Here is a 19,131-nt window from a genome sequence, read left to right on the forward strand (position 1 = left end):
GGATCACCGCTCCAGCGCGGCCCACCTGGCGAGAACTTCCCTGGCGAGCTCGCGGTACGCACTGGCGCCGAGCGAGGAGGAGTCGAAGCTGGTGATGGGCTCACCTGCCACGGTCGCGTCAGGGAAGCGGACCGTCCGGTTGATCACCGTGTGATAGACCTTGTCGTCGAACGCCTCGACGACCCGGGCCAGCACCTCGCGGCCGTGCAGGGTGCGCGCATCGTACATGGTGGCGAGCAGGCCCTCGATGACCAGCTCGTCGTTGATGCGCTCCTGGACCTTGATGATGGTGTCCATGAGCAGCGCGACACCGCGCAGCGCGAAGAACTCGCACTCCAGCGGCACCATGACGCCGTGCGCGCAGGCCAGCGCGTTGATCGTGAGCAGCCCCAGCGAGGGCTGGCAGTCGATCAGGCAGACGTCGTACTCGGGCAGGAGGGGCTTGATGACCCGGCCGAGCACCTGCTCGCGGGCGACCTCCGTGACGAGCTGGACCTCGGCGGCCGACAGGTCGATGTTGCTGGGCAGCAGGTCCATGCCCTCGACGCCGGTCTCCAGCAGCACGTCCCTGGCCGTGATCTGCCGCTCCATGAGGAGGTTGTAGACCGTCAGGTCGAGCTGGAGGGGGTTGATCCCGAGACCGACCGAGAGGGCACCCTGCGGATCGAAGTCGACCAGCAGAACCTTGAGCCCGGCCTCCGCCAGCGCGGCGCCCAGGTTGATCGTGGTGGTCGTCTTGCCGACGCCACCCTTCTGGTTGACCATGGCGACGACCCTCGCCGGTCCGTGCACGGTGCGAGGGGGCGGGTCGGGGAAAACGGGTCGGGGACGCCCGGTCGGGCCGAGGACTCCCCCACTGCGAGGGGTCCCGGCGGTCTTGGTGTCGCCCCAGGGATTCTCGGGGTTTGCCGGGGCCGCTCCCCGGATAGAACCGTCGGTGGTCACAGTCACCAGTCGAACCTCCCTGACGGCCTCTAACCGGACCGTCCGGACGGACACTATGGCGTCAACACGTATGCGGCAAGGCGGCACGCCCGGACATAAGGAAGGTCAATCCCGCGTGCGCGGATGCACGGCGGCATAGACCTCGCGGAGCTTGTCGACCGTGACCTGTGTGTACACCTGGGTGGTGGTCACCGAGGCGTGGCCGAGTAGTTCTTGAACCACCCTAACGTCCGCACCGCCGTCAAGGAGGTGGGTTGCGAACGAATGTCGCAACATATGTGGTGACACTCCTTCGAGCCCGCCGCGTTCGGCGGCGCCCTGGAGGACCTCCCAGGCACCCTGGCGGGTGAGCCGGCCGCCCCTGGCGTTGAGGAAAAGCCCCGAGGTGCCGTGGCCGTGGGAGGCGATGCGGGGGCGGGCACGGGTGAGGTAGGCGCCCAGCGCCGCCCCCGCGAAGTCGCCCAGGGGCACCAGGCGGGTGCGCCCGCCCTTACCCCGCAGGCGCACCCGCTGGGCCTCGGCCCCCAACTCGACGTCGTCGACGGTGAGCCCGACGGCCTCGGAGATGCGCGCGCCGGTGCCGTACAGCAGTTCGAGCAGTGCCCGGTTGCGCAGGGTGAGTGGAGCGCCGTCGGGCCCCGAGGCGGCGATCAGACGCTCCACGTCGCGGACGCTGATCGCCCTGGGCAGCCGCCTGAGCTGGCGCGGCGGGCGCACCTCGTGGGCGGGGTCGTGCCCGCAGATACCCTGGCTCAGCGCGAAGCGGTGCAGACCACGCACCGCGGAGACGGCCCGCGCCGCCGAGGCGGCGACGAGGGCCTGATGCTCCCCGTCGCCCTCCCTGAGGGCCGCCACGAAGGCGGCGACGTCGTCCTCGGCGACCTCGGCGAAAGTGACACGGCCGCGGTGTTCCAGGTGTTCCACGTATCGCAGGAGGTCACGGCGGTAGGAGGCCAGTGTGTTGGCTGCCAGGCCCCGCTCCCCCGCCAGGTGGGCGAGGTAGCGCAAGAGGACGGCCTCCTTCTCGCTCAGGGTGTCCTCCTGTCATGCCTCCGGTGCGTCGGCGGGCCGCAGCGAGGCGAATCCATCCGCCGAAGCGGCGTATGCGGCGAGAATACCGGCCACGGCTTGGGAATTGTGGATCATTCCCGCCATGGCACGCCGAACCGCGTCGGACAGGGGGATCCAGACCACCGGCATGTCGGCCTCCTCATGCCGCTGGACGAAGTCCAGCTCCCCCTCGGGAATGGGACTGACGTCCCTGGCGAGGAAGATCCGGGTGCGCTCGTCGCTCATTCCCGGCGAGGGGAAGGCGTCGACGAGGGTGTGCCAGGTGCCCGCCCGGTAGCCCGTCTCCTCGGCGAGCTCGCGGGCCGCCCCCGCGCGCAGGGACTCTCCGTCGACGTCGCGCAGCCCTGCGGGCAGCTCCCACAGCAGCCGTCTGACGGGGTGGCGGTACTGGCGGATCAGCAGGACCCGCTCCCGGTCGTCGAGGGCAACGACGACCACGGAGCCGGGGTGGACCACGTAGTCGCGGTTGACGACCTCACCCTCCGGCATGACCACCGCGTCGGTGACCGCGGTGATGACCCGGGCGCGGAAGTGCTCGGTGGAGGAGGTGACCTTCCACTCCTCCGGGACGTCCATGACCTCCAGGACGCCCCCGTTCTCCCCCTCTCGCGTACCGCTCATTTGCCCCGCCCGGCCTTGGCGACGGTGCCGCGGATCTCCGCGTACGTCAGGGCGGCGCCGATCAGGCCCTTGAACAGCGGATGCGCGCGGGTCGGCCGGGAGCGGAACTCCGGGTGCGCCTGGGTGCCGATGAAGAAGGGGTGGGTGTCGGTGGGCAGTTCGGCGTACTCCACCAGGCGGCCGTCCGGCGAGAGACCGGAGAAGACCATGCCGACCTTCTCCAGCCGCTCGCGGTAGGAGTTGTTGACCTCGTAACGGTGGCGGTGGCGCTCGTCGACCTTCGTCATGCCGTACAGCTGACGGGCGAGCGTGCCCTCACCGAGCCTGGCCGGGTAGAGGCCCAGCCGCATGGTGCCGCCCATGTCGCGCTCGCCGGAGACGACGTCCTGCTGGTCGGCCATGGTGGAGATGACCGGGTGGGCGGTCTCCTCGTCGAACTCGGTGCTGCCTGCGTCCTCGATGTCCGCGAGGTTGCGGGCCGCCTCGATGACCATGCACTGCATGCCGAGGCAGATGCCGAGCAGCGGGATCTTGTTCTCCCTGACGTGCCGGATCGCGCCGACCTTGCCCTCGATGCCGCGCACGCCGAAGCCGCCGGGGACCAGGACTCCGTCGACGCCGTCGAGCTCGCGGGCCGCCCCCTCGGGGGTCTCGCAGTCGTCGCTCTTCACCCAGCGGATGTTGACCCGGGCGTCGTTGGCGAAACCGCCGGCGCGCAGCGCCTCGGTGACCGACAGGTAGGCGTCGGGCAGGTCGATGTACTTGCCGACGAGCGCGATCGTGACCTCGTTGGCCGGGCGGTGCACCCGGCGCAGGAGCTGCTCCCACTCCTTCCAGTCGACGTCCCTGAAGGGCAGGCCGAGGCGGCGCACCACGTAGGCGTCCAGGCCCTCTGAGTGCAGGACCTTGGGGATGTCGTAGATGCTGGCGGCGTCGATGGCGGAGACGACCGCGTCCTCGTCGACGTCGCACATGAGACTGATCTTGCGCTTGATCGCGTTCGTGACCGGGCGGTCGGAGCGCAGGACCACCGCGTCGGGCTGGATGCCGATGCTGCGCAGCGCGGCGACCGAGTGCTGGGTCGGCTTGGTCTTCAGCTCCCCGCTCGGCCCGATGTACGGCAGCAGCGAGACGTGCAGGAAGAACACGTTGTCGCGGCCGACCTCGTGGCGGACCTGGCGGACGGCCTCCAGGAAGGGCAGCGACTCGATGTCGCCCACGGTGCCGCCGACCTCGGTGATGACCACGTCCACGTCGGGGCCGGCCATCGACCGGATGCGGTCCTTGATCTCGTTGGTGATGTGCGGGATGACCTGCACGGTGTCACCGAGATACTCGCCGCGTCGTTCCTTGGCGATGACGTTGGAGTAGACCTGGCCGGTGGTCACGTTGGCCGAGCCGTGCAGTTCGGTGTCGAGGAACCGCTCGTAGTGGCCGACATCGAGGTCGGTCTCGGCGCCGTCGTCTGTGACGAAGACCTCGCCGTGCTGGAACGGATTCATGGTGCCGGGGTCGACGTTGAGGTAGGGGTCGAGCTTCTGCATGGTGACCCGCAGGCCGCGCAGCTTGAGAAGACGCCCGAGGCTCGACGCCGTCAGTCCCTTCCCCAGACTGGAGGCGACGCCGCCTGTGACGAACAGATGCTTGGTGTGTGCGGCGCTGCGCAAGAATGCTCCCGTGGTCGTTGAAGATCAGTCGGCACACCCTTATGAATGGCCTACAGGTCCACGGGCTCTCAGAATATCAAACGGTACCGGCGAAGTGCCCGAACGACCCCCACCCTCATTCCTCTAAAACCCGACCAAGCGGTAATTTGATCCGTTATGTCACTTCGTGGGGTGGTACGACGTGCCTTGGGCAGCCTGATCCACCGACTCTGGGCGGCGGTCCGCGCGGCCGGCGCCGTCAGTCCCACCAGTCCGGCCGGATACCGGTTCCGGCGCCTCGGCGAGGGCGCCTGCCTGTCGTTCCCGGTCGGGGCCATCTTCGGCGAGGCCTGGATCGAGATCGGCGACCACACCCTGATCGGCGAGCGGGTCTCCGTCTCCGCGGGCATGGGCCTCGGGATGGACCTGGGCCCGAACTCGATCGTACGGATCGGCGGAAGCTGCTCCATCGGCCGGGGCAGCCACATCGTGGGCCACCAGTCGATAGACATCGGCGACCACGTCTTCACCGGCCCTTACGTCTACATCACCGACCAGAACCACGTCTACGACGACCCCGAGGCACCGATCGGCCGCCAGTGGCCGCGGAACAACCCCGTCTCCATCGGGTCGGGATCATGGCTGGGCACCGGTGCGATCATCCTGCCGGGCACCCGGATCGGCAGGCAGTGCGTGGTGGCGGGCGGGGCCGTGGTGCGCGGGGAGTTCCCCGACCACAGCGTGATCGCGGGCATCCCCGCCAAGGTGGTACGCCACTACGTACCGGGCCAGGGCTGGCTACCGCCTCACAGTAACGGCGTGTCCGTCTCCGGACCGCACATCGTCCCCCTGACGGCGGAAGCCGTGTCACCCGCTGGACGGAAATCGGCATCGGCGCAGGTGGATTTAGGGGAACTTCCCTTGTGAGCACGCGGGCGCCGCTCATAGCTTCTCCCTCGTTCGTCCTCGCCGCCCCTGTGGCGAGGTGGCCGCGGAGGGGATCATTGTGAATGAAATTCGTGTTCGTCGCTTGCTGGCGGCGGCTTCCGGGGCGGTCACCGCGCTGGCCCTGACGCTCGTGCCCGGCGGGGCCGCACAGGCGGCCGACGACACCGTCGAGGTCCTCGTCAAGAACCTCGACAGCCCACGCGGCCTGTCGTTCGGCCCCGACGGCACGCTTTACATCGCCGAGTCCGGCCACGGCGGCAAGATCAAGTGCGCCGCGCCTCCCGCGCTGCCCGGCGAGAAGCCGGAGAAGATGTGCTTCGGCCTGACCGGCCAGGTGAGCACACTCAAGGACGGCAAGTCCTCGGTTCTGATCGACGGCCTGCCCTCGGCGGCCAGCGGTCCGTTCGCGCTCGGTCCGCACGATGTGGCGCTCACGGCGAAGGGCGATCTGCTGGTGACGATCGGTTTCTCCGGCGACACCGCCTTCCGCGCCAAGCTCGGCCCCAAGGCCCGGGGCCTGGGCACGTTGCTGACCCTGTCAAAGAAGGGCAGGCAGGTCTCCGTCGCCGACCTGGCCGCTCACGAGACCAAGCACAATCCCGACCGCAAGGACAAGGGCAGCATGGTCGACTCCTACCCCTTCGGAGTGGCCGCGCTACCCGGAGGCGGAGCGCTGGTCACCGACACCGGGGGCAACTCCGTGCTGCGGGTGGGCAAGAAGGGCGGCGTCAGCACCGAGGTGGTCTTCCATGCCCGATCCGTGGCCGCCCCGCCGCTCCTCAAGATGCCCAAGGGCAGCAAGATTCCGATGCAGTCGGTGCCGATGGGCATCGTCGCCGGCCCGGACGGCGCCCACTACGTCGCCGAGCACGGCGGGTTCCCCAACCCCGAGGGCATGGCGCGCGTGTTCCGCCTGAAGAACGGTAAGGTCACCACCGCGGCCAAGGGCTTCACCACCGTCGCCGACGTGGCCTTCGACGCCCAGGGCCGGCTGGTCGTCCTCGGCTCGGTCGGACCTCTCCCGGCCGACGGCATGAGCAAGAGCGCCGTCTACCGGATCGAGTCCGACGGCAGCCGCACCGAAATCCTCAAGCCCGGCACGCTGGTCAGCCCCCTCAGCGTGGCCGTCGGTCCCGACGGCGCGGTCTACGTGTCCAACAAGGCCATGGCCCCGGGGAAGGGCGAGGTGCTCCGAGTCCCCGTTTCCGATTAGCACTGTTTCCGAGTAGCACTGGAAAACGACGAGGGGCGCGTCCCACGAGGGGGCGCGCCCCTCGTCGTTCTCATATCCGCCCCATGCTCATGTCCGCCTCATGTCCGCCGACCTCATGTCCCCCTCATGTCCCCCTCATGTCCGCCGACCGCATGTCCAGTGGCCCATCTCCGGAACGCGCGGGCTCCGGGAGTCGTTGGAGAATCAGTGAAGAAGGCACACAGCGCAGACATGACATGACGGAGACACGATGCTCGCGGCTCTGACCGGTGTCGGCCTGTCCACAGCGGCCGGGCTCAACGCCTACATTCCCCTGCTGGTCGTCGGCCTGCTCGCCAACTTCACCGATCAGGTACGGCTGCCGCAGGAGTTCGCCTGGCTCTCCAACGGCTGGGTGCTCGGGATCATCGGCGTGCTGCTCCTGGTGGAGTTCGTGTTCGACAAGGTCCCGGTGGTCGACAGCGTCAACGACATGATCCAGACCGTCGTCCGCCCGGCCTCCGGCGGCGTCGTCTTCAGCGCCACCGAGGCCGCGGCCCGGTTGGACGGCTCGACCTGGATGAGCCACAACCCCTGGCTCAGCTGGGTGCTGGGCATCGGGATCGCGCTGGCCGTGCACGTCATGAAGACGACCGCCAGGCCCGTGGTGAACGCCACCACGGGCGGGGTGGGCGCGCCCGTGGTCAGCACCGTCGAGGACGCCGGGGCGCTGGGCATCAGCCTGGTGGCTATCTTCCTGCCCGTCCTGGTCATCCTGGTACTGGCGGGGCTGGCACTGCTCGCCTGGTGGACGACTCGCCGGATCCGACGACGGAGGCGGAGCCGGATGGCCGGCCCGAGCCTGCGATGAGGCCGCGCTACCCGAGGCCCGTGCGGACTATGCTCGAAACGTCCCGTCCAACCCCCATGGGGAGGTGGTTCCGATCGGCGATCTACTCATGATCCTGCTGGTGATCCTGCTGTTCTTCCTTCTCCTGGGAGGGATCGGGCTCTACCTGCTGGTCAAAATAGGCAAGAAGGCCACGAAGAAGGCCAAGAGCGTCTCCACCCGGGTCGCCTCCCACATGGCCGCGATGGGCACCGGCGACGCCGCGGAGACCGAGCGGATGCGTCTTGACCTGCGGCGTGAGATCTCCCTGACCCGCCAGGCGGTGGACCACGCGCTGCGCGGCGGGTGGGGACTGGGCGATCTGCCCCAGCTGGTGGGAGAGATCACGTCGCACGCCGAGCAGCTCGACGCCCAGCTCGCCCACTATGCCCAGGAGCGACGGGTGTCGCCCTACATCGACCACACGGCGCTGGACCGCCTGCGCGAGCACCACGCCAAGCTGACCACATCCTGCGCCCGGATCAGGGCCGACCTGCGCAACGACCAGATGGCCCACTCGTCCGGGGGCATCGACCAGATCCAGGACCGCACCGACCTGGAGATCGAGGCCCGCCGCCGTGCCCCCGACCCGCTGGACCAGATCGACGAGCTCTACAAACGCACCATGATCAACCGCCCCCTCCCCGACGACCTCCGCTGACCGATTGCTCGCAGCCGGTCAGCGGCTCCGGATGACCTGCGGGCCGGACACGTTAAGTATCAGAATGACTCCGTCAGGTAATGTTCCGGGGTGTCGCCGAAGGAGGTTCTCTGATGACAGCCGTTTTCCCCGAGTGGTTCTACCCTGGGCCAGCCGGTGGATGGACCGCCGACATGCTCGATCATCTCCCTCCCGACGCGCCCCGGCATGTCGAACTGATCGACGGGTCGCTCATCATGATGTCTCCGCAGACCGCCTTCCACATGTTTGTCATCAACCTGATGATCGATCAGCAACGCGGTATACGACCACCGGCTCATCTCATGGTTGTCCGTGAGATGACCGTGACCCTGGGAATCAGGCAACGGCCGGAACCCGACATCATGCTGGTGGCGAGTTCGGCGTTGACGAGCCTGAGAACCACCTCGTTCAAGCCGGAGGACGTGCACCTGGTGGTCGAGGTGGTGTCCCCCGAGTCGCTGGAACGAGACCGCACCACCAAGCCGATCAAATACTCCGACGCCGGGATCAGATATCTCTGGCGCGTGGAGCAGGAGGACGACAAGCCCGTCGTCTACACCTTCGAGCTGGAACCCTCCGTCAAGGCATACGTTCCGACGGGCATCCACCGGGGGCGGTTGAAGACGGACATCGGCTTCGAGATCGACCTCGACCTCGACCTCGGCACGTTCATCGGTCCGTGAGGACGTCGTAGAGCCCGAGCCGCGCCCCTCAGAGGCTTCGCTCCCCGCGTGCCCCTTTCCACCGTCCTTGATGCTGGTCGTCCCAGGCCGCCCCCGCAGCGAATCACGCGAGGAACGGCCGAGGGTGGGCGAGTCAGGAGACGCCGGCCTCGCGCATGTCGCGGACCTCTCGCTTGAGCTCCTTGATCTCGTCGCGGAGCCGGGCGGCGACCTCGAACTGCAGGTCCGCGGCTGCCTGGTGCATCTGCTCGGTGAGCGACTCCATCAGCGCCTCCAGCTGGGCCCTGGGCATCTCTCCGGCGATCGCCCTGGCGTGCTGGCCGGCCTGCTTGACCGCGAAACCGGGGACGGGTGCCTTGCCACGTGACTGCTGTCGACCGCTGCCGCCGAGGAGCTGGGCGGTGTCGGCGTCCTCCCGGTTGAGCGAGTCGAGGATGTCGGCGATCTTCTTGCGGAGCGGCTGCGGGTCGATGCCGTTGGCCTCGTTGTAGGCGGTCTGCTTGGCCCGGCGGCGGTTGGTCTCGTCGATCGCCCGCTCCATGGAGGGGGTGATCCGGTCGGCGTACATGTGCACCTGGCCGGAGACGTTTCTGGCCGCGCGGCCGATGGTCTGGATCAGGGAGGTCTCCGAGCGGAGGAAACCCTCCTTGTCGGCGTCGAGGATGGCCACCAGCGACACCTCGGGCAGGTCGAGGCCCTCGCGGAGCAGGTTGATGCCGACCAGCACGTCGAACTCGCCCATCCGCAGCTCGCGCAGGAGCTCGATGCGGCGCAGGGTGTCGACCTCGCTGTGCAGGTAGCGGACCCGGATGCCGAGCTCCAGCAGGTAGTCGGTGAGGTCCTCGGACATCTTCTTGGTCAGCGTGGTGACCAGGACCCGCTCGTCCTTCTCGGTGCGGGTGCGGATCTCGTGGATCAGGTCGTCGATCTGCGACTTGGTCGGCTTGACGATCACCTCGGGGTCGATCAGGCCGGTCGGCCGGATGACCTGCTCGACCACGTCGCCCTTGGAGCGGCCCAGCTCATAGGAGCCGGGGGTGGCCGACAGGTAGACCGTCTGGTCGATCCGCTCCAGGAACTCCTCCCACTTCAGCGGGCGGTTGTCCATCGCGGACGGCAGGCGGAAGCCGTGGTCGACGAGCGTGCGCTTGCGGGAGGCGTCCCCCTCGTACATCGCGCCGATCTGCGGGACGGTCTGGTGGGACTCGTCCAGGACCAGCAGGAAGTCTTCCGGGAAGTAGTCGAGCAGGGTGTTGGGCGCGCTGCCCGGGGAGCGCCCGTCCATGTGGCGCGAGTAGTTCTCGATGCCGGAGCAGGTGCCGATCTGGCGCATCATCTCCAGGTCGTAGGTGGTGCGCATGCGCAGCCGCTGGGCCTCAAGGAGCTTGCCCTGGCGCTCCATGGTCTCCAGCGTCTCGGCCAGCTCGGCCTCGATGCCCCGGACCGCGCTCTCCATCCGCTCGGCGCCCGCGACGTAGTGGGAGGCGGGGAAGATGTAGAGCTCGCTGTCCTCGGTGATCACCTCGCCGGTCAGCGGGTGCATGGTCGAGAGCTTCTCGATCTCGTCGCCGAACATCTCGATCCGGACGGCGAGCTCCTCGTACTTGGGAATGATCTCGACGGTGTCGCCGCGCACCCGGAAGGTGCCCCGGGTGAAGGCCATGTCGTTGCGGGTGTACTGCATGTCGACGAGGCGGCGCAGCAGGCTGTCGCGCTCGACCTCCTGGCCGACCTTGAGCCTGACCATGCGGTCGACGTACTCCTGCGGGGTGCCCAGGCCGTAGATGCACGAGACCGAGGCGACCACGATCGTGTCGCGGCGGGTCAGCAGCGAGTTGGTCGCCGAGTGGCGCAGCCGCTCGACCTCCTCGTTGATCGAGGAGTCCTTCTCGATGTAGGTGTCGCTCTGCGGGACGTACGCCTCGGGCTGGTAGTAGTCGTAGTAGGAGACGAAGTACTCCACCGCGTTGTTGGGCATCATCTCGCGCAGCTCGTTGGCGAACTGCGCGGCGAGCGTCTTGTTGGGCTGGATGACCAGGGTGGGCCGCTGGAGGCGCTCGATCAGCCAGGCGACCGTGGCGGTCTTGCCCGTGCCCGTGGCGCCCAGCAGGACGTTGTCCTTGTCACCCGCCTTGACGCGCCGTTCGAGCTCGGCGATCGCGGTGGGCTGGTCGCCCGAAGGGGTCATGTCGGTGACGACCTCGAAGGGGGCCACCTTGCGCTGCAAATCTGTTACCGGCCTCACCTGTTCCACTGTAGGCGGCGTGACCGACAATCCTTCTCCGTACGGTCTCCGCCGGGGCGGCCAGGCTTAACCGCGAAGCAAGTGAACCGCAAGCGGCATCCCCTTTACTGACCGACGTGCCTGTGCTCACAAAGCGTGATATATCGAGCTTTCGACATACGACTATCCAGGAGGTGTGATGTCCCGGCCAAGAGAAGCCATGCAGTACGCGAGGGCCGCGGCCCAGACGGTAGGGCAGGGCGGCGACATGCGCCAGGTGGTCGGGCAGGCCGTCGGACAGTTCGCGGGCCAGATGGCCGGGCAGCCCGCCGACGGCCCCGGCGGGCCGGGTAACTCCGGAGGCTCGGGTAACGAGGGCTTTGCGCTCAACCCCTCCGACTTCGCCGCCGCCCGTGACCACGGCGCCTCCCCGGGCACGATCATCGAGGCCCGCAGCGCGCCGCTCAACGAGGCCGGCGAGATCGTCAACCGGAGCTTCAGCGGCAACGGCCAGCACGGCGAGCCCGTCCACGTCATCTCCCCGGTGGTCATCCCCAAGAGCGGCGCCGCCAAGGTGATCATCCCGCTGGTGGTGCTGGCCGGCCTCGGCCTGGTCGGTCTGGTCGCCACCGGGCTGCCCGACGGGGCGCGGGTGCTGTTCGGCCCGCACTACTGGGCCGTGCTGGTGCTGGCCGCGGCGTTCCTGTGGTGGCGCAGGAGCGTGGTCATGGTGCCCGAGGGCTGCAAGGCCCTGGTCACCAAGTTCGGCAAGCTCGTGCAGATCGCCGAGCCGGGCCGGGTGACGCTGTTCAACCCGTGGAAGCAGGTCGGCTACATCGTCAACACCACCCGCGAGTACCCCTTCAACGCGCCCATCCGCGAGGCTCCCACCCAGCAGGGCGTCAAGGCCAGCGTCGACCTGTTCCTGCAGTTCCGGATCGAGGACCCGGCCGAGTTCATCTTCGTGCTCGGCTCGGTCGGCGGCTTCCAGGCCAAGCTGCAGAACGCCATCAGCGAGGTCACCCGCTCGCTGATCTACTCCCAGCGCGCCGAGGAGATCTACGACCTGGTCGGCGAGAGCACGATGGGCATGCTGGACAACCTCAACCAGCAGTTCCTGCCCGCCGTACGGCTCACCGACGTCAACATCACGCACGCCGAGCCGTCCAGCCAGGAGTACCGGATGGACCTGGCCGCCCCCGAGATGATCAGGGTCGCGAAGGAGGCGTACACCTACGAGTACGAGCTCCAGCTGCGCAAGGAGCAGAACGAGGGCGACCTGATCAAGGAGCTCGCCGGCCTGCAGGAGCAGCTGTCCGCCATCCACGCCGAGATCGCCGGATACCAGGCCCGGATGGACACCGCGCTGGAGCGCGCCTCGCACCAGGCGAAGGCCCAGGGAGGCCAGCGGCTGGTGGAGGCGGAGTCCACCGCCAAGGCCAACGCGGCGCTGCTGGAGGCCCAGGCGCTGGACATCCGCGCGCTGAGCGCCGCCGAGGCGCCAGAGATCCTCGACTACCGGTTCCAGCAGGACCTGCTCGACAAGCTGGAGTCCGTCGCCTCGCACCTGCCGCGCCTGGTGCAGGTCGGCGAGAACGTCGACCTCGACCTGCTCGCGCTGGCCAGGCAGCTGGTCGGCAGCCGCGAGGCGCAGCTGTTCTCCGAGGCGGACATGGCCGCGATCAGGGCCCGGATGGCCGAGATCGGCGGCCGCATCGAGGAGCGCGGGGCGGAGATCGCCGCCCTGCTCAACCCGCCCGCCGACGTCGCCGCTCCGGTACGGGAAGAGGGATGACGTGAACGGGGACGTACGGCGAACGCGAAACGTTGAAGGTTCGTTGAGAGGAATGGTGAGGTCTCGGTGAGCGCCGGAGAGTTCTCCAAGATCAAGGAATCCCTGGCCGCCTGGTCGGAGATCCGCCAGCTGCTGCGCGGCGGCGAGTCGGGCCGGCTCGTCCCGGTGGTGATCCCCAAGGACCGGCGCGGCTTCGCCTGGGTGACGCTGCTGTTCTTCGCCCTCTACCTGGCGGGTACCGCGGTGCTCGCCGACGGGGTGCTCTCCCTGCCGGCCGCGGTCGGCGCGGTGTTCTTCCTGATAACGGCGCTGGTCTGGCTCTGGCGCCGGGCGATCATCGAGATCGAGGAGGGCACCACCGGCGTGCGCAGCCGGTGGGGCGCCATCGTCGGCACGCTGCCTCCGGGGCGCCACTACCTGTGGCTGCCGTGGGACCGGGTGGACGCGGTGGTGGACACCTCCACCGAGATCCCCTACTCCGCGCCGATCGTGGCCTGCCCGACCGCGGAGAACGTCCCGCTCAAGTCGATCGAGTTCTTCCTGAAGTTCCGCATCGTCGACCCGGTGGCCTTCGTCCGTACGATCGGCGCCGGCAACTTCGACCTGGTGCTCAGCAGCGCCGTACAGGACGCCATCCGCCAGCGCAGCCGCCTGGTGCGGACCGAGCGCGCCTACGACCTGCGCGGCTCCGACGTCGGCGACATGCAGGAACTCCTCACCCGCCAGCTCGGCCGGTACGGCGTGCGGATCACCGGCGCCAACATCCCCGACGTGCAGCTGCCCGACCAGTACCAGCAGCACCTGGCCACCCGGGAGAAGGTCGCCAAGGAGCTGTCGGCCTTCGAGCGCGAGTGGGAGCTCACCCGCAAGCGCCGGATCGACACCCTGCTGATGGAGATCGAACGCTCCAAGAAGACGCGTGACGCACGTATCGTCGAGGTACGAGCCGCCGCCAACACAGCGCGTAAGGACGTCGCCCGCATGCTGGAGGAGCACGAGACCGAGGCGCAGCGGGTGCGCTGGGAGATCGAGGCCAAGGGCCGTGCCGAGCTCACCTCCGCCGAGAACGAGGCGAAGGGGCTGCGCAGGCTGGCCGACTCCTACCGTGACAACCGCGCCGTGCTCCAGTACGAGCTGGCCCGCCGCAGGCTCGACGTGGGCGCCAAGCTCGCGGAGAGCGCCCCACGTCCCGTCGTCGTCCGCACCACCGGCGCCTCCGGCGACACCTCCGCGCTGTCCACCCTGCTTCTGGCCCAGCTCCTCCCCCAGTTGGGCGGCGGCAACGGCCAGGTCACCCCTCCGAACCAAGTCCCCTGAGAAAAACCTCCAATCCCTGGGAGTCAAAATGGTGTTCCGTAAGCTGATGGCCGCGTTCGGGGCGGGTGTCGAGGTCGACACGGTCCTGCAGAACTCGCACGTGCGGCCCGGCGAGGTCCTGCGCGGGCAGGTCAACTTCCGCGGCGGCGGCTCCGACTACAAGGTGGAGGGCATCTTCATCGACTTCACCGCCGTGGTCGAGGTCGAGAGCGGTGACAACGAGTACAAGTCGAACTACAGCTTCCTGCGTCAGCAGATCACCGGGCCGTTCCACCTGGCCGCCGGTGCCCCGCAGTCGGCCCCCTTCGAGATCCAGGTCCCCTGGGAGACCCCGATCAGCGCCATCGGCGGCCACCCGCTGCGCGGTATGAAGCTCGGCGTCTCCACCGAGCTGGCCCTGGCCGGCGCGCTCGACAAGGGCGACCTCGACCCGCTGTTCGTCAACCCGCTCCCCGCCCAGGACAACCTGCTCAGCGCGCTGGACCGGATGGGCTTCCGCTTCAAGAAGGCCGACCTGGAGCGGGGCACCCTGCACGGCTCGCAGATGCCGTTCTTCCAGGAGATCGAGTACTACGCGGGCGGCGAGTACCAGCGCCACTTCAACGAGCTTGAGCTGACCTTCATCGCCGGCCCCCAGTCAATGGGCGTCATCCTGGAGGCCGACAAGCGCGGCGGCTTCGCCAGCTCCGGCCACGACAGCTACAGCCACTTCACCGTCCACTACAACGACCACCCGGGCCAGGTGGAGCAGTCGCTGCGCGGCGGCCTCCAGGCCATGGCCCAGAAGCGCGGCTGGTTCTGACCTTCCTCTCTGTACGGGTGTGCTCCGGTCACCGGGGCACACCCGTTTTCCGTTTCTGCACGTGACTCCTCCGCTTAAATCGCTGGGTCGGCCGTGCCGGATCGGGCGATTGAATGAGGGTCGATGATTCGCCCGCTTGATTTCAGGGTCTACTCTCGCGCTTCCTCTCGGCGGCCAGGCGGCGTGCCATTTCGCCGAGGGTCGCCGCGCACATCACGTTGGACAGGTCATTCCCGCCGAGAAACTCCTCGGACAGGCTGTGCCGGCGTACGGCGTAATAGCCGCCTCCGGCCGCCTCGGAGATGAGCCAGTGCCCGCCGTACCGGACGATCAGGATGGCGATCGTCCCCGGCAAGCCCTTTTCCTCGCCTGATGCGTCGGTCATCGTCGCGCCAGTTGGAACCAGACGATCCGGCCCGCCGTGCCCTCGTGCCAGCCCCAGGACAGGGCCACCTCGCTGACCAGCCAGAGCCCACGGCCGCCTTCGGCGTCCTCGGCTGGGAGGTCATGTACGAACAGCTCGACCATCTCGCTACCATCGCAGGCTGGCAGAACGTGAAGGTGCAACTCGTCCCCCACGACACCTTCTGCACTGCGGGCCTGATGTCCGGATTCGTGCTCGCCCAAATGCCGGACGCGCCGACCGCCGTCTCCGTAGAGTCTGCCGGGGAAGGTGAAGTGTCAGCGGAGCACAATCTGGTAAGCGTCGTCTGGGGTAGATATGACAGGATCCGAGCAGAGGCACTTCGTCCCAGCCAGTCGCTAGAGATGATCAAAGAAGCGAGGGACCAATGGAAGCAACAGACCTGACCGGCCTCGACCTCTCCAAGGCCGCCTGGATGAAGAGCTCCCTCAGCGGCGAGAGCGGCGGAAACTGCGTCGAAGTCGCCGGCAACCTCCCCGGAGCCGTCGCCGTCCGCGACAGCAAAAACCCCACCGGCCCGGCCCTCACCTTCACCCCGGCCGAATGGCACACCTTCCTCAACGCCGTAAAATCCGGCCACTTCGACTGACCTGCCACCGGTTCCGAGCACCTGGTCAGAGATTCCGCCCCTCCGGAGAATCACCCGCACCCGACCGCTTCAACTTACCGCGCTAACCCGCTGGGCGCAGGACCCGTTCCCAGGAGGTGTGCGTGTCACGCAGGGCGCGTTCGCGCCGGTCGGGTGTCACGCAGATGTTGTCACCGGCGAACGCCTCACGCCAGACGTAGCCCTGGATGCAGGTGCGCGACCCGTACGGGTCCGTCCAGCGACCGGCCCCCATCATGTTGTCGGCGATACTCCACCGTGTAGTGGTGGAACGGGTCGGCGGCGTCGAACGGGACGCGTACCATCCGCGTGCCGCTCAGGCTGGGCTGGTCCAGCGATACGAGGCGCACGGTCCGGCTCGCCAGGATGACCGCGCATCTTAGCCGGGTGCGCGTGTCACCCCGTCGACCCTCTCGTTCAGGCCGTGGCGCGGGCGACGAGGTCCTTCCAGAGGCCGTCCATCCTGGCCTCCAGCTCCTCCAGGGTTCCCTCATTCGGTACCACGATGTCGGCGATCTCCAGGCGCTCCTCGCGGGTCGCCTGGGCGGCGAGCCTGGCCCTGGCGTCCTGCTCGCTCATGCCGCGCAGCTCGACCAGCCTGGCCACGCGCACCTCGTCGGCGGCGTCCACGACGACCACGACCTCGTACATGGGTGCGAGCTTGTTCTCCGCCAGCAACGGGACGTCGTAGATCACGATGCTGCCGGGGGCCACCTGCCGCTGCAGCTCGGCGACCCTCGCGCCGACCAGCGGGTGGACGATGGCGTTGAGCGAGGCCAGCTTCTCGGAGTCGGCGAAGACAATCGAGCCGAGCTTCTCCCGGTTGAGCGAGCCGTCCTCGTGCAGGACCTCGGCGCCGAAGACCCCGACCACGCGCGCCAGACCCGGGGTCCCCGGCTCGACCACCTCCCGGGCGATCTTGTCGGCGTCGATGACCATGGCGCCACGGGAGGCCAGCCTCCGGGAGACCTCGCTCTTGCCCGACCCGATACCGCCGGTAAGACCCACCTTCAACATGATCCGCAGCATACGCGGTGCGAGTCGCCCGTCGGCAGCGGGCCGGAACCACCCTTCGCGGCGCCGGAGGTCGCGCCTCCGGCCGCCATGCGGAGAACGGCCCCAACGGGCCACCGTGGTACGGGAGGGCGTCTGAGCGTCCCTACAGCTCCCTGCGCATGTGCACCAGCGTCAGGTGGTCGCTCATCCGTTCCCTGCGGGTCTCGCGGTAGCCGTGGCGGCGGTAGAGCCGCAGGTTGCCCTCCGACAGATGCCCGGTGAACAGGTCGAAGGCGAGTGCCGCGGCGGCCTCGTCGTGCAGTGCCGCCAGCAGCGCGCCGCCGATGCCGGCGCCCTGCCTGTCGGGGGCGACCACCAGGCGGCCGACCAGGCAGGTCGTGCCGGACATCCGGCCGCGGACCGCGCCCACGATCCGCGACCGGTCACGGGCGACGAGCACGATGGCCGTCTCGACCGCCCTGCGGACCTGGCCGGCCGACTCCACCAGCGGCGCGATGAACGGGTCGCCGTAGAGCTGGGCCTCGCCCACGTAGGCGGCGCGCTGCACGGTCAGGATCTCGCCCGCGTCCTCGGGCTCCGCCCACTCGATCACGGCCACGGCGCCACCCTAGCGGGCGCCCACGGGCGCCATACCGGAAAAAGGCGTCGGGAACGCGGGAAGGGCCCCGCCGGAGCGGGGCCCTTCCGTTGGAACCGTCTACCGCACAGGTCAGCTCTGGCCGCCCGCGAGCTTCTCGCGCAGGGCCGCGAGAGCCTCGTCGGAGGCGAGGGCGCCCGCCGCCGGAGCGGTGGAGCCGCTGCTGGAGCTGCCGGCAGCCGGGGACGGGGTCTCGCCGGAGTAGGACGTGGGGGCAGCCTCGCCCGCCTCGGCCTCGGCCTTGCGAGCCTCCTCGACCTGCTTCTTGTGAGCCTCGAAGCGGGTCTGGGCCTCGGCGTACTGCCGCTCCCACTCCTCGCGCTGCTTGTCGAAGCCGTCGAGCCACTCGCCGGTCTCGGAGTCGAAGCCCTCGGGGTAGATGTAGTTGCCCGAGTCGTCGTAGGTCGCCGCCATGCCGTACAGCGTGGGGTCGAACTCGACGTCGGCGCCGATCGCACCCTCGTTCGCCTGCTTGAGCGAGAGCGAGATCCGGCGGCGCTCCAGGTCGATGTCGATGATCTTCACGAAGATCTCGTCGCCGACCTGGACGACCTGCTCGGGGATCTCGACGTGGCGCTCGGCCAGCTCGGAGATGTGGACCAGGCCCTCGATGCCCTCCTCGACGCGGACGAACGCACCGAACGGCACCAGCTTGGTGACGCGACCCGGGACGACCTGACCGATCTGGTGGGTACGGGCGAACTGCTGCCAGGGGTCTTCCTGCGTCGCCTTGAGCGACAGGGAGACGCGCTCGCGCTCCATGTCGACGTCGAGCACCTCGACGGTGACCTCCTGACCGACCTCGACGACCTCGGAGGGGTGGTCGATGTGCTTCCAGGAGAGCTCTGAGACGTGAACCAGACCGTCGACGCCGCCGAGGTCGACGAACGCACCGAAGTTGACGATCGAGGAGACGACGCCCTTGCGGACCTGACCCTTCTGCAGGGTGTTGAGGAACGTCTGGCGAACCTCGGACTGGGTCTGCTCAAGCCAGGCACGGCGGGACAGAACCACGTTGTTGCGGTTCTTGTCGAGCTCGATGATCTTCGCTTCGAGCTCGCGGCCCACGTACGGCTGGAGGTCGCGGACGCGCCGCATCTCGACCAGGGACGCCGGCAGGAAGCCACGCAGGCCGATGTCGAGGATGAGACCACCCTTGACGACCTCGATGACGGTGCCGGTGACGATGCCGTCCTCGTCCTTGATCTTCTCGATCGTGCCCCAGGCCCGCTCGTACTGAGCGCGCTTCTTGGACAGGATCAGGCGGCCTTCCTTGTCCTCCTTCTGGAGAACCAGGGCCTCGACGTGCTCGCCAACCTCGACGACATCCGCCGGGTCGACATCGTGCTTGATCGAGAGCTCACGCGAGGGGATGACCCCCTCGGTCTTGTAGCCGATGTCGAGCAAAACTTCGTCTCGGTCGACCTTGACGACGGTGCCCTCGACGATGTCGCCGTCGTTGAAGTACTTGATGGTCAGGTCGATCGCTGCGAGGAAGTCTTCCTCGGAGCCGATGTCGTTGACCGCTACCTGCGGGGTGCTCGAGGTGGCCTCAGTGCTGCTCGTCATGTGTGGAGTTGCTCCGAACGCGGACAGATGTCGATGTGGCGAACGCGCGGCAGGCCTCTTAC

Annotated in this window: 21 protein-coding genes; 10 read left to right on the top strand and 11 right to left on the bottom strand. The window is 68.3% G+C overall.

What is annotated here, in order from left to right; translation table 11 throughout:
• Positions 1-3 precede the first annotated feature (3 nt).
• The 4 genes from OIE13_RS17270 to OIE13_RS17285 form a co-directional block, all read right to left on the bottom strand.
• Positions 4-951, bottom strand: a complete 948-nt coding sequence (locus tag OIE13_RS17270; RefSeq protein ID WP_326638505.1) for a ParA family protein — start codon at positions 949-951, stop codon at positions 4-6.
• A 99-nt stretch (positions 952-1,050) separates the two neighbouring features.
• The gene (locus tag OIE13_RS17275; protein WP_326647042.1) at positions 1,051-1,977 is read right to left on the bottom strand and encodes a tyrosine recombinase; all 927 of its coding nucleotides are present in this window, start codon (positions 1,975-1,977) and stop codon (positions 1,051-1,053) included.
• A gap of 12 nt (positions 1,978-1,989) precedes the next feature.
• Complete coding sequence (locus tag OIE13_RS17280) at positions 1,990-2,637, bottom strand: NUDIX hydrolase (RefSeq protein WP_326638503.1); 648 nt, start codon at positions 2,635-2,637, stop codon at positions 1,990-1,992.
• Complete coding sequence (locus OIE13_RS17285) at positions 2,634-4,304, bottom strand: CTP synthase (RefSeq protein WP_326638502.1); 1,671 nt, start codon at positions 4,302-4,304, stop codon at positions 2,634-2,636. Before OIE13_RS17285 ends, OIE13_RS17280 begins: the two co-directional genes overlap by 4 nt.
• A 156-nt stretch (positions 4,305-4,460) precedes the next feature.
• On the opposite strand from OIE13_RS17285, the gene OIE13_RS17290 reads away from it, so the two are divergent.
• From OIE13_RS17290 to OIE13_RS17310, 5 genes are all read left to right on the top strand, one after another.
• Positions 4,461-5,210, top strand: a complete 750-nt coding sequence (locus OIE13_RS17290) for an acyltransferase (protein WP_326638500.1) — start codon at positions 4,461-4,463, stop codon at positions 5,208-5,210.
• Between the two features lie 79 nt (positions 5,211-5,289).
• Entirely contained in the window at positions 5,290-6,444 is a 1,155-nt protein-coding gene (locus OIE13_RS17295; RefSeq protein ID WP_326638498.1) for a ScyD/ScyE family protein, read from the top strand.
• A gap of 250 nt (positions 6,445-6,694) precedes the next feature.
• Positions 6,695-7,294: a DUF4126 domain-containing protein gene (locus OIE13_RS17300; RefSeq protein ID WP_326638496.1), complete on the top strand. Its 600-nt coding sequence runs from the start codon at positions 6,695-6,697 to the stop codon at positions 7,292-7,294.
• A gap of 64 nt (positions 7,295-7,358) precedes the next feature.
• Positions 7,359-7,973 carry a hypothetical protein gene (locus OIE13_RS17305; protein WP_326830253.1) on the top strand — a complete coding sequence of 205 codons (615 nt, stop codon included), beginning with the start codon at positions 7,359-7,361 and terminating at the stop codon, positions 7,971-7,973.
• A gap of 113 nt (positions 7,974-8,086) precedes the next feature.
• The gene (locus tag OIE13_RS17310) at positions 8,087-8,677 is read left to right on the top strand and encodes a Uma2 family endonuclease (RefSeq protein ID WP_326638493.1); all 591 of its coding nucleotides are present in this window, start codon (positions 8,087-8,089) and stop codon (positions 8,675-8,677) included.
• Positions 8,678-8,810: 133 nt separating this feature from the next.
• Here the strand turns inward: OIE13_RS17310 and uvrB are convergent, their stop codons facing one another.
• Complete coding sequence (gene uvrB, locus OIE13_RS17315; RefSeq protein WP_326638492.1) at positions 8,811-10,922, bottom strand: excinuclease ABC subunit UvrB; 2,112 nt, start codon at positions 10,920-10,922, stop codon at positions 8,811-8,813.
• A 178-nt stretch (positions 10,923-11,100) separates the two neighbouring features.
• Here uvrB and OIE13_RS17320 point away from each other — a divergent pair, with 178 nt between their 5' ends.
• The 3 genes from OIE13_RS17320 (at position 11,101) to OIE13_RS17330 (ending at position 14,815) form a co-directional block, all read left to right on the top strand.
• The gene (locus OIE13_RS17320; RefSeq protein WP_326638490.1) at positions 11,101-12,696 is read left to right on the top strand and encodes an SPFH domain-containing protein; all 1,596 of its coding nucleotides are present in this window, start codon (positions 11,101-11,103) and stop codon (positions 12,694-12,696) included.
• A gap of 66 nt (positions 12,697-12,762) precedes the next feature.
• A complete protein-coding gene (locus OIE13_RS17325) occupies positions 12,763-14,013 on the top strand; it encodes an SPFH domain-containing protein (protein ID WP_326638489.1) in 1,251 nt (416 codons plus the stop codon).
• Between the two features lie 28 nt (positions 14,014-14,041).
• Positions 14,042-14,815, top strand: coding sequence for a sporulation protein (locus OIE13_RS17330; RefSeq protein WP_326830254.1), 774 nt, complete (start codon positions 14,042-14,044; stop codon positions 14,813-14,815).
• Positions 14,816-14,957: 142 nt separating this feature from the next.
• On the opposite strand, the gene OIE13_RS17335 is transcribed toward OIE13_RS17330, so the two are convergent.
• Together OIE13_RS17335 and OIE13_RS17340 are read right to left on the bottom strand one after the other, a co-directional pair.
• On the bottom strand, positions 14,958-15,200 hold the full coding sequence (locus OIE13_RS17335) for a hypothetical protein (RefSeq protein ID WP_326638486.1): 243 nt from the start codon (positions 15,198-15,200) through the stop codon (positions 14,958-14,960).
• Positions 15,197-15,343, bottom strand: a complete 147-nt coding sequence (locus tag OIE13_RS17340) for a hypothetical protein (protein WP_326638484.1) — start codon at positions 15,341-15,343, stop codon at positions 15,197-15,199. The genes OIE13_RS17335 and OIE13_RS17340 overlap by 4 nt, the downstream gene beginning before the upstream one ends.
• Between OIE13_RS17340 and OIE13_RS36730 the strand changes: the two genes are divergently transcribed.
• Complete coding sequence (locus OIE13_RS36730; protein WP_442811559.1) at positions 15,323-15,625, top strand: Scr1 family TA system antitoxin-like transcriptional regulator; 303 nt, start codon at positions 15,323-15,325, stop codon at positions 15,623-15,625. The two genes, OIE13_RS17340 and OIE13_RS36730, sit on opposite strands and share 21 nt — an antisense overlap.
• Positions 15,607-15,828, top strand: coding sequence for a DUF397 domain-containing protein (locus OIE13_RS17345; RefSeq protein WP_326638482.1), 222 nt, complete (start codon positions 15,607-15,609; stop codon positions 15,826-15,828). Before OIE13_RS36730 ends, OIE13_RS17345 begins: the two co-directional genes overlap by 19 nt.
• An 82-nt stretch (positions 15,829-15,910) precedes the next feature.
• On the opposite strand, the gene OIE13_RS17350 is transcribed toward OIE13_RS17345, so the two are convergent.
• The 4 genes from OIE13_RS17350 to rpsA form a co-directional block, all read right to left on the bottom strand.
• On the bottom strand, positions 15,911-16,084 hold the full coding sequence (locus tag OIE13_RS17350) for a hypothetical protein (RefSeq protein WP_326638480.1): 174 nt from the start codon (positions 16,082-16,084) through the stop codon (positions 15,911-15,913).
• 179 nt (positions 16,085-16,263) lie between these two features.
• Positions 16,264-16,863 (bottom strand): dephospho-CoA kinase, encoded by a 600-nt coding sequence (coaE, locus tag OIE13_RS17355; RefSeq protein WP_326638478.1) that lies wholly within the window; start codon positions 16,861-16,863, stop codon positions 16,264-16,266.
• A 142-nt stretch (positions 16,864-17,005) separates the two neighbouring features.
• Positions 17,006-17,461, bottom strand: a complete 456-nt coding sequence (locus OIE13_RS17360; RefSeq protein ID WP_326638477.1) for a GNAT family N-acetyltransferase — start codon at positions 17,459-17,461, stop codon at positions 17,006-17,008.
• 111 nt (positions 17,462-17,572) lie between these two features.
• Positions 17,573-19,069 carry a 30S ribosomal protein S1 gene (gene rpsA / locus OIE13_RS17365; protein WP_326638475.1) on the bottom strand — a complete coding sequence of 499 codons (1,497 nt, stop codon included), beginning with the start codon at positions 19,067-19,069 and terminating at the stop codon, positions 17,573-17,575.
• Positions 19,070-19,131: the final 62 nt, after the last annotated feature.

This window comes from Streptosporangium sp. NBC_01810, from assembly GCF_035917355.1.
In the GTDB taxonomy this organism is placed as follows: domain Bacteria; phylum Actinomycetota; class Actinomycetes; order Streptosporangiales; family Streptosporangiaceae; genus Streptosporangium.

What these genes read in the sequence shown, in the direction of transcription:
- OIE13_RS17280 (WP_326638503.1), bottom strand. Translation starts at nt 2,637, where the DNA reads ATGAGCGGTACGCGAGAGGGGGAGAACGGGGGCGTCCTGGAGGTCATG.
- OIE13_RS17290 (WP_326638500.1), top strand. Translation starts at nt 4,461, where the DNA reads ATGTCACTTCGTGGGGTGGTACGACGTGCCTTGGGCAGCCTGATCCAC.
- OIE13_RS17300 (WP_326638496.1), top strand. Translation starts at nt 6,695, where the DNA reads ATGCTCGCGGCTCTGACCGGTGTCGGCCTGTCCACAGCGGCCGGGCTC.
- OIE13_RS17310 (WP_326638493.1), top strand. Translation starts at nt 8,087, where the DNA reads ATGACAGCCGTTTTCCCCGAGTGGTTCTACCCTGGGCCAGCCGGTGGA.
- OIE13_RS17320 (WP_326638490.1), top strand. Translation starts at nt 11,101, where the DNA reads ATGTCCCGGCCAAGAGAAGCCATGCAGTACGCGAGGGCCGCGGCCCAG.
- OIE13_RS17330 (WP_326830254.1), top strand. Translation starts at nt 14,042, where the DNA reads ATGGTGTTCCGTAAGCTGATGGCCGCGTTCGGGGCGGGTGTCGAGGTC.
- OIE13_RS17335 (WP_326638486.1), bottom strand. Translation starts at nt 15,200, where the DNA reads ATGACCGACGCATCAGGCGAGGAAAAGGGCTTGCCGGGGACGATCGCC.
- OIE13_RS36730 (WP_442811559.1), top strand. Translation starts at nt 15,323, where the DNA reads ATGTACGAACAGCTCGACCATCTCGCTACCATCGCAGGCTGGCAGAAC.
- OIE13_RS17340 (WP_326638484.1), bottom strand. Translation starts at nt 15,343, where the DNA reads ATGGTCGAGCTGTTCGTACATGACCTCCCAGCCGAGGACGCCGAAGGC.
- OIE13_RS17345 (WP_326638482.1), top strand. Translation starts at nt 15,607, where the DNA reads ATGGAAGCAACAGACCTGACCGGCCTCGACCTCTCCAAGGCCGCCTGG.
- OIE13_RS17350 (WP_326638480.1), bottom strand. Translation starts at nt 16,084, where the DNA reads ATGATGGGGGCCGGTCGCTGGACGGACCCGTACGGGTCGCGCACCTGC.
- coaE (WP_326638478.1), bottom strand. Translation starts at nt 16,863, where the DNA reads ATGTTGAAGGTGGGTCTTACCGGCGGTATCGGGTCGGGCAAGAGCGAG.
- rpsA (WP_326638475.1), bottom strand. Translation starts at nt 19,069, where the DNA reads ATGACGAGCAGCACTGAGGCCACCTCGAGCACCCCGCAGGTAGCGGTC.